The sequence below is a fragment of the Neisseria sp. P0009.S007 genome, assembly GCF_051962515.1.
This window is the reverse complement of the sequence record NZ_JBQCVF010000010.1, coordinates 9,254-17,082: the sequence shown is the minus strand read 5'-3', so window position 1 is coordinate 17,082 and position 7,829 is coordinate 9,254. Positions and strand designations below refer to the sequence as shown.

General features: G+C 54.1%; 8 protein-coding genes. 3 read left to right on the top strand and 5 right to left on the bottom strand.

Going from position 1 to position 7,829, the window contains the following annotated elements:
* Positions 1-268: 268 nt before the first annotated feature.
* From glmU to ACTHS3_RS02395, 3 genes are all read right to left on the bottom strand, one after another.
* Positions 269-1,642, bottom strand: coding sequence for a bifunctional UDP-N-acetylglucosamine diphosphorylase/glucosamine-1-phosphate N-acetyltransferase GlmU (gene glmU, locus ACTHS3_RS02405; protein WP_070624841.1), 1,374 nt, complete (start codon positions 1,640-1,642; stop codon positions 269-271).
* A 98-nt stretch (positions 1,643-1,740) separates the two neighbouring features.
* Positions 1,741-2,025: a membrane lipoprotein lipid attachment site-containing protein gene (locus ACTHS3_RS02400; protein ID WP_003686634.1), complete on the bottom strand. Its 285-nt coding sequence runs from the start codon at positions 2,023-2,025 to the stop codon at positions 1,741-1,743.
* 61 nt (positions 2,026-2,086) lie between these two features.
* Complete coding sequence (locus ACTHS3_RS02395; RefSeq protein ID WP_070624843.1) at positions 2,087-2,734, bottom strand: pyrimidine 5'-nucleotidase; 648 nt, start codon at positions 2,732-2,734, stop codon at positions 2,087-2,089.
* Positions 2,735-2,798: 64 nt separating this feature from the next.
* On the opposite strand from ACTHS3_RS02395, the gene ACTHS3_RS02390 reads away from it, so the two are divergent.
* The 3 genes from ACTHS3_RS02390 (at position 2,799) to ACTHS3_RS02380 (ending at position 5,301) form a co-directional block, all read left to right on the top strand.
* Positions 2,799-3,800 carry a thiamine ABC transporter substrate-binding protein gene (locus ACTHS3_RS02390; RefSeq protein WP_070624845.1) on the top strand — a complete coding sequence of 334 codons (1,002 nt, stop codon included), beginning with the start codon at positions 2,799-2,801 and terminating at the stop codon, positions 3,798-3,800.
* Between the two features lie 111 nt (positions 3,801-3,911).
* The gene (locus ACTHS3_RS02385; RefSeq protein WP_070624847.1) at positions 3,912-4,757 is read left to right on the top strand and encodes a mechanosensitive ion channel family protein; all 846 of its coding nucleotides are present in this window, start codon (positions 3,912-3,914) and stop codon (positions 4,755-4,757) included.
* A 76-nt stretch (positions 4,758-4,833) separates the two neighbouring features.
* Entirely contained in the window at positions 4,834-5,301 is a 468-nt protein-coding gene (locus ACTHS3_RS02380) for a CinA family protein (protein ID WP_039861904.1), read from the top strand.
* Between the two features lie 78 nt (positions 5,302-5,379).
* On the opposite strand, the gene efeB is transcribed toward ACTHS3_RS02380, so the two are convergent.
* On the bottom strand, positions 5,380-6,645 hold the full coding sequence (gene efeB, locus ACTHS3_RS02375) for an iron uptake transporter deferrochelatase/peroxidase subunit (RefSeq protein ID WP_440367038.1): 1,266 nt from the start codon (positions 6,643-6,645) through the stop codon (positions 5,380-5,382).
* Positions 6,646-6,779: 134 nt separating this feature from the next.
* On the bottom strand, positions 6,780-7,829 hold a 1,050-nt coding region (efeO, locus tag ACTHS3_RS02370), incomplete at its 5' end, for an iron uptake system protein EfeO (RefSeq protein WP_440367036.1).

Below are 7,829 nucleotides of genomic sequence, written 5' to 3'. Positions count from 1 at the left end.
ATACCCGACGAATCGTAGCCTCGGTATTCAAGGCGTTTGAGACCGTCGGTCAGAAAATCGACTACATTGTGATTGGCGCGAATAGCACCTACGATACCGCACATATTAAGTTCCTTAGTATCAAAAGTTTGAGAAAATGACTGCTGCTCCGGCTCCCGAAAGCGGCAGTCGGAAAACGCCGTTTTATATTCATTGAAATGGCAAATCTAGGTTTCAGACGGCCTTTTATGTTTCTCAAGGCCGTCTGAAAACAAATAAAAGACCGGCCTTACTTCTTATCGCCTTTTTCCGGACGCACCCAGCCTTCGATGACGGTTTGGCGCGAACGGGCGAGAACGAGTTTGCCGTCTTCGCAGTTGCGGGTAATCGCGCTGCCCGCGCCTGTCGTCACTTTGTTGCCGAGGGTAACGGGGGCAACCAGTACGCAGTTTGAACCGATGCGCACTTCGTCGCCAATGACGGTTTTGTGTTTGTTCACGCCGTCGTAGTTAGCAATAATCGTGCCGGCGCCGAAGTTGGTTTTGCTGCCGATCTCGGCATCACCGATGTAGGTGAGGTGGTTGGCTTTGGTACCATTGCCGATGGAGGCATTTTTGACTTCGACGAAGTTGCCGATGTGTACGTCGTCGGCCAGTTTGGCTTGCGGACGCAAACGGGCGTATGGGCCGATTTGGTTGTTTTCGCCCACTTCGCAACCTTCAAAATGGGAGAATGGCGCGATTTTGGTGTTGGCACCGATTTTGGCGTTTTTGATCACGCAGTTGGCACCGATTTCGACGTTGTCGCCGAGTTCGACTTCGCCTTCGATGACGACGTTGACGTCAATCACGACATCTTGTCCGTGTTTCAGACGGCCCCGTAAATCAAAACGTGCTGGATCGCGCAGGGTGACGCCTGCTTTGAGCAATTCTTGCGCCTGTTCGGTTTGGAAAATACGCTCGAGTTCGGCCAGTTGGAGTTTGTTGTTCACGCCGGCGGCCAGATGGGAGGCGCGGACTTGGACGGGATGAACTTTAATACCGTCGGCAACGGCTTTGGCGATGAGGTCGGTCAGGTAGTATTCGCCTTGGGCATTGTTGCTGGAAAGGCTGTTCAACCAAGTTTCGAGTTTGGCGTTGGGCAAAACCAAAATGCCGGTATTGATTTCTTTTACGGCTTTTTGGGCGGCATCAGCATCTTTTTCTTCGACAATGGCGGTTACGCTGCCGTTGCTGTCGCGGATGATACGGCCCAAACCTGTCGGATCGTTAGGCACGTCGGTCAACAGGCCGACTTCGCTGCCTGCGGCTTCGAGCAGGGTTTCGAGGGTGGCTGCGTCAATCAGGGGAACGTCGCCGTACAACACCAGCGTGCGGCCTTCGGCAGACAGGTGCGGCAGGGCGGTTTTGACGGCGTGGCCGGTACCGAGCTGTTCGGTTTGTTCAACCCAAACGACATCGCGTTTGACGGTGTCCAAGACTTGCTCTTTGCCGTGGCCGATGACGACGCAGATGTTTTGGGGATTCAGGGAGGCAGCGGTGTCGATAACGCGCTCAACCATGGGAAGGCCGCCGATGCGGTGCAGCACTTTGGGCATTTTGGAGTACATGCGCGTGCCTTTGCCGGCGGCGAGGATGACGATATTTAAAGCTGTCTGAGCCATGATACGGTTTCCGTTGTCGTTGTTTGAGGCCGTCTGAAAAGTGGGGCAACAAGTGTTGGTTATTTTTCACTCCGTTTCAGACGGCCTTGGGGATATTGTTATTCGGTTGCTGGCTGTTGGTTGGCAAATTGCGGTTTTTGCCAATGTTGGCCGCGTTCGCCGTGTTCAGCATGATCCGCTTGATTGGATTGGACGGCGCGGCGCTCTGGGCGGAACTGGTTGTAATTCATGTTTTTAGAATAAGTACCGTCCTGATAAACGATAGGTGTGCCGGTAGCATATTTTTGGCGTACGGCGGTACGGCCGGATTCATTGGTGTAGGTTTCCCAAGAGCAACCGGCCAAAACGGCGGCGGCGGTCAGGATTAAAGCGAGTTTACGCATGATGTTGTCCTTGTTTTTAAATGTAGGCAATACCGTGTATTGTACTTGTTTTTTCAAAACTTCACGGCAGTTTTGTGCAAAATTCAAGCAAGCCCTGCATATCTTTCGCTATGCCGTCGGCAAATGGCAACGGATGGGCTTTTTCGCCGTACCAAACGGTCTTCATGCCCAAGGCTTTGGCTTGGTGCAGATTGTCGGCGCTGTCGTCCACCATAATGCACTGTTCGGGTTTGATGCCCAACAGGCGGCAGACGTTGAGATAGGCCTGCGGATTGGGTTTGTAGAGCAGGCCGAAGTCGTCCGTGCCGAACAAGCCGTCAAAATGCGCTTCCAAGCCCAAGGCTTCAACCAATGCGCGGACATAAAACGAAGGCCCGTTGGAAAATACGGCTTTTCGCCCTTTCAGACGGCCTAAAACGTCATCAGTTCCATCCATACCCTCCACCTTTGCCAAAATTTGCTTAAGGGGGTGACTTTCACGCAAAAATTCATCGATATCGACTTCGGGATGGTGGATTTGCAAACCGGCAAGCGTCGCGCCGTATCGGTGCCAATAATCTTGGCGCAGGTGGGAGGCGGCTTCTTCGGAAAGCTTCAGACGGCCTGCCATGTATTCGGTCATGGCGCGGTTGATGATGTAGAAAATGCCGGCTTCGGCATTGTGCAAAGTATTGTCGAGGTCAAACAGCCAAACGGGGGAATAATTCATATCGTGCCTTGATATGCAGATTTTGTTATGATATTTCGTATTTTACCCGTACAAAGGAAAGAGAATGAAACTGAAATTGTCCGCCTTGGCCCTGTTGCTGGCTTCGGCAAACCTGTACGCCCAAACCGAAGTGCGTCTGGCCGTGCACAAATCCTTCAGCCTACCCCAATCTGTCATCGCGCAATTTGAAAAAGCCAACGATGCCAAAGTGTCCGTCATCAAGGCAGGCAGCGGCAACGAAATGCTCAACAAGCTGATTTTGAGCAAAGCCAACCCGATTGCCGATGCGGTTTACGGTTTGGACAACGCCAACATCGGCAAAGCCAAAGCCGCCGGCATCCTCGCCGCCAGCCAACCCAAATCCGCGCCTGTGACCGCTTCCCTGCCCGATGCGCTGGCCGTCGATTACGCCTATGTCGCCATCAACTACGACAAAAAATGGTTTGAACAGAAAAAACTGCCCCTGCCGCAAACCCTGCAAGACCTGACCAAACCGGAATATAAAAACCTTCTGGTAACCCCGTCTCCCGCCACATCTTCGCCCGGCCTCTCCTTCCTCTTGGCCAACATCGGCGGCATGGGTGAAGAAGGCGCATTCAAATGGTGGGCCCAAATGCGCCAAAACGGCGTGAAAGTCGCCAAAGGCTGGAGCGAAGCCTACTACACCGACTTTACCCAAAACGGCGGTGCCTATCCCCTCGTGGTCAGCTATGCCACCAGCCCGGCGGCCGAAGTCCACTACTCCAAAGGCAAATACAGCACCCCACCCACCGGCAACCTCTTCCTCAAAGGCGGCACATTCCGCCAAGTTGAAGGCGCGGCCGTTTTGAAAGGCGCAAAACAACCCGAGCTGGCGGCCAAACTGGTGAGCTGGCTGCAAAGCGGCGAAGTGCAAAAAGCCCTGCCTGCCGAAATGTGGGTCTATCCGGCTGCCAAAAACACGCCGCTGCCCAAAGTATTCGAGTTTGCCCAAACCCCAAAACACAGCGATTCCCCCAATCGCGCCGACATCAACACCAAACAAAAACAATGGGTGAGCCGTTGGAGCAAAACTGTTTTACGTTAAACCGAAAAACTTAAAAACACATCAAGGCCGTCTGAAAAAACAAATCATTAGTTTTTCAGACGGCCTTGTTTTACAATAACCTTTTAAACAACTTCACACGCACACACAATTATGAATTTCGATCTTCAAGTCCTCTCCTCCTTCTCCGGCTGGGAACAACTCGCCCAAACCGGCATGTCTTTCGGCATGAACCTGCTGGCCGCCTTGGCCATCTTCTTTATCGGCCGCTGGATCGCCACGCGCTTAGTAACACTGATGAAAGCTGCGCTGACACGCGCCAAAGTCGATAAAACACTGGTCAGCTTCCTCGGCAACGTCGCCAACATCGGCCTGCTGATCCTCGTCATCATCGCCGCACTGGGCAAACTCGGCATCCCGACCACTTCCGTTACCGCCTTGATCGGCGGCGCAGGCTTGGCCGTGGCTTTGTCTTTGAAAGACCAACTGTCCAACTTCGCCGCCGGCGCGCTGATTATCCTGTTCCGCCCATTTAAAGTCGGCGACTTTATCCGTGTCAACGGTTTTGAAGGTATCGTCCGCGAAATCAAAATGGTGCAGACCTCTTTGAGTACGCCGGACAACGAAGAAGTCGTCCTGCCCAACAGCGTGGTCATGACCAACAGCATCACCAACCGCTCCTCCCTGCCCCTGTGCCGCGCCCAAGTCGTTGTCGGCGTCGACTACGCCTGCGACTTGAAAGCCGCCAAAGCCGCCGTATTGAGAGCGGCAACCGAGCATCCATTGTGTGTTCAAACCGAAGAACGACCTGCCGTCGTATACATTACCAACCTTGGCGACAGCGCCATCGAAATTACCCTTTGGGCGTGGACACAAGAAGAAAATCTTGGCCCGTTCCGATTCGCCCTGAACGAGCAAGTGGTTGAAAACCTGCGTGCCGCCAACATCAACATCCCATTCCCACAATGTGATGTCCACCTCATTCAGCCGAAAGCCTGATTTCAGCTTTCAGGCCGTCTGAAACCCGGCGGGTCAAACGCCCGCCCCATTCCACCCTTTTCCATAAGGAGCCGCCATGTCCCATCTGCAAACCATCGCCGAACACCTGACCAGCCGCCGTCAAACCGTTACCTGCGCCGAGTCCTGCACCGGCGGCCTGCTTGCAGGTGCGCTGACTTCCATTCCCGGCAGCTCGCAGTGGTTTCATCAAAGCTTCGTCACATACAGCAACCAAGCCAAACAAGACCGCCTCGGCGTCATGCCCGATACTTTGCTGAAACACGGAGCGGTCAGCCGCGAGACCGTCTATGAAATGGCACGCGGCGCAAAGGCCGTCGCGCAAGCCGATTACGCCTTGAGTATTTCAGGCATCGCCGGCCCAAGCGGCGGCAGCGCGGCCAAACCGGTCGGCACAGTCTGGTTCGGCCTGACCACGCCCGAAGGCTCGTTTGAGCAAACCGCGCTTTTCACAGGCGACCGCGAAGCAGTAAGGGCGCAAGCCGTCGAATACGCATTGGCTTTCTTGGCAGAACATTTGGTTTGATAGAAAAAACTCAGGCCGTCTGAAATCTGGAAATCAGGTTTCAGACGGCCTTTTTATCTATTCAAACCATCGGCGGATTTATACGCCCAAAAGCTCTTTGCCGAGGAAGCTGCCTTTTTCGACACCCGGCAGGACGAAGAAATAGCCGCCGCCAAACGGGCTGATGTATTCCTCCAGCGGCTCGCCGTTGAGCAGGTTTTGCACGAAGATGAAGCCGTCGGCAAGGTTGGCCTGATAGCAGATGAACACCAAGCCGACATCGAGCTGGCCGTTGGCGGCGAGGCCGCGCGAGTAGTTGAAGGCGCGGCGGTAGAGCAGGTGTTTTTTCATGAACTCCGGATCGCGCGGATTGGCAAGGCGCATATGGCTGTCTTTGGGCGTGATTTTGCCGTCTGGGTCTTTGGCGAAATCGGCGGTGTCGCCCTCTTTTTTACCGTCCATGGGCGCGCCGCTGTATTTGCGCCGGCCGAAAATATCGGTTTGTTCCTGCATCGGGGTGCGGTCCCAAAACTCGACAAAGTGGCGGATGAGGCGGACGGCCTGATAGCTGCCGTTTTTCGCCCATGCCGGTTCGTCCAAGCTGTTGGCGGCAACGCCTGTCCACAGGACTTGATCGGCGACTTTGGGATCTTCGACTTTGGGATTGCCGGAGCCGTCGCGGAAACCTAAAAGATTGCGCGCGGCAATGGCGCCGGGTTCGGCTTTAGGCAGCCAACCGTCTATGCTCCAACGGATGACGGCAAACTGGGCGGTGTTTTTGATGATGTCGCGCAGGGCGGCTTGGCAGGTTTCGGGGGAGAATGCGCAAATTTGCAGGCTGAGGTCGCCGTCGCACCAAGATTTTTGGAGTTTGTCGTTGGGGAAGTCGCGCATTTCCTGCAGGTGTTTCGGCTTTTTGTCTTTGAGGCCGAAGCGGTCGTCAAAGAGGCTGCTGCCGACGCCGACGGTAACCGTCAGTCCGTCGGGGCGGAATTGTTTGCCGAGGATGCCGCTGCCCGCAGGCGGGAGTTTGTCGTCGCCGTCTTGATATTCGCCGCCTTGGGTGAGGAATTCGATGCGGGCGGTCAGGGCGCGGAACAGGTTTTCAAGTTGTTTGGCGTCTTTGGCGGTAACGTCAAAGGCACACATGATGCCGAAGAGCTGGTGTGGCGTAACGATGCCTGCCTGATGCTCGCCATAGCACGGATAGGCCAGCTCGGAATGTTGGTTGTTTTGGGTCTCAGCGGCGGTTTCGCCTTGTTTTTTACCGGCAAAATAACCGGCAACGCCGATGGCGCCGGCGGCAAGGGCAGTTTTGAAAAGGGTTCGTTTTTCGGGTTGTGCCGGTTGTTTGTTTTGGCTCATTATTTGCTCCTTGGCAGGGAACGGAAAGATTGCAATCGTATGAAGTAAGGTCGGTTTTCAAGTATATTTGTGTGGGCGACAATAAGATTCAGACGGCCTTTCAATATCCAAAGGCCGTCTGAAAACGCGTTATCTTATTTCAAACCCAAAATGCCGCGCAGTTTGGCCAAGTCTTCTGCCAAGGCATTAATCGGCGCCTGCAGGGCTTTGCGGTCTTCTTCGCTCAATTTGTCGTACAGCTCGAAACCGTTCGGGGTTTTGTATTTCGCCAAAATGTCTTCAACCTGTTTGAAGTTGGCATCGGTTTTTTCCAACAACGCTTTGTCTTTGGCTTCGATCAGCGGACGGAACAAATCAACGATTTTTTTGGAGCCTTCCACATTGGCTTGGAAGTCGCTCAAGTCGGTATGGCTGTAACGGTCTTCTTCGCCGCTGATTTTGCTGCCGGCCACTTCTTCAATCAGTTCGGACGCGCCGCCGACCACCTTACCCGGAGGAAACGCCAATGCGTCGATTTCTTTTTGCAGTGCTTCGACATCGGTCATCAGTTTGGCTGCAATTTCCTTCACGCCGGATACGTCTTTTTCTACCCAAAGGGCGTGTTCGATACGGTGGAAGCCGGTAAATCCGGCATCTTTCGCACCGTCTTTGAAGTCGTCTTCACGCGCATCGATGACGGGGTCGAGTTCGCTGAAAAGCTCGGCAATCGGTTCGATACGTTCGTAATGGACGCGGGTGGCGGCAAACAGGGATTTGGCCTTTTCAATGTCGCCGGCTTTAACGGCTTCGGTAAAGGTTTTGGTTTTCGCCACCAGCTCTTTAACCTCGCCTTGAACGTAAGCTTTATAGTCGGCGAGCGGTTGGGACAGTTTTTCCAAATCCGCTTCGTTGGCAGTGTCTTTGAAGCCGCTGTCGGTAACAATCAGCTTACCGCGCGGATTGGTCAACAGGCCGCAAGTCATTTCGTATTCGCCCGGCAGCAGGGTAACGGTCATTTTGTCGGATAAACCCGGGGCGATATTTTCACGCTCGTCCACCACCATCACGCCTTTCAGGATTTCCCATTCCAGCTTGCGGCCGCTGTCGTTTTTAATATTGAACACGACTTGGCCGCTGGGGACGGTCAATTCCATCGGTTCGCAGGCAGTATCGTTCACACCGATATTGACCGAACCGTCGGCATT